Origin of the sequence: Candidatus Dedyshia acidiphila (assembly GCF_051025295.1) — a bacterium.
Classification (GTDB): Bacteria; Acidobacteriota; Terriglobia; order Terriglobales; family Acidobacteriaceae; genus KBS-83.
On the sequence record NZ_JBMGJV010000212.1, the window covers coordinates 1 to 247 of the forward strand.

General features: G+C 51.4%; 1 protein-coding gene. It reads right to left on the reverse strand.

Going from position 1 to position 247, the window contains the following annotated elements:
* A partial coding sequence (locus AC5IJH_RS18635; protein WP_491904306.1) for a hypothetical protein occupies nt 1–247 on the reverse strand: 247 nt, incomplete at both ends.

The following is a 247-nucleotide window of genomic DNA, read 5'->3' on the forward strand; positions in this document are numbered from 1 at the left end:
CCGATGCGACATGCATACTCCCGCTGAGCCCGGCGAAGAACAACAGGGCCAGCACCGCCATGTAAAGAGGTGAGGAGGAATTGATCTGGCGGACGAGAGAAGCCGTCACAGACGGCAAAGTTTTTTTCACAACGAAACCCCAAATGTTGTTTTCTGTTCTTTGGAAGTCGTACTGCAGCAAAACGGCACGTGCAGCTCTGACCCACACAACGACAACTTGACAGAAAAAGGGGTACTTCTTCCCTAA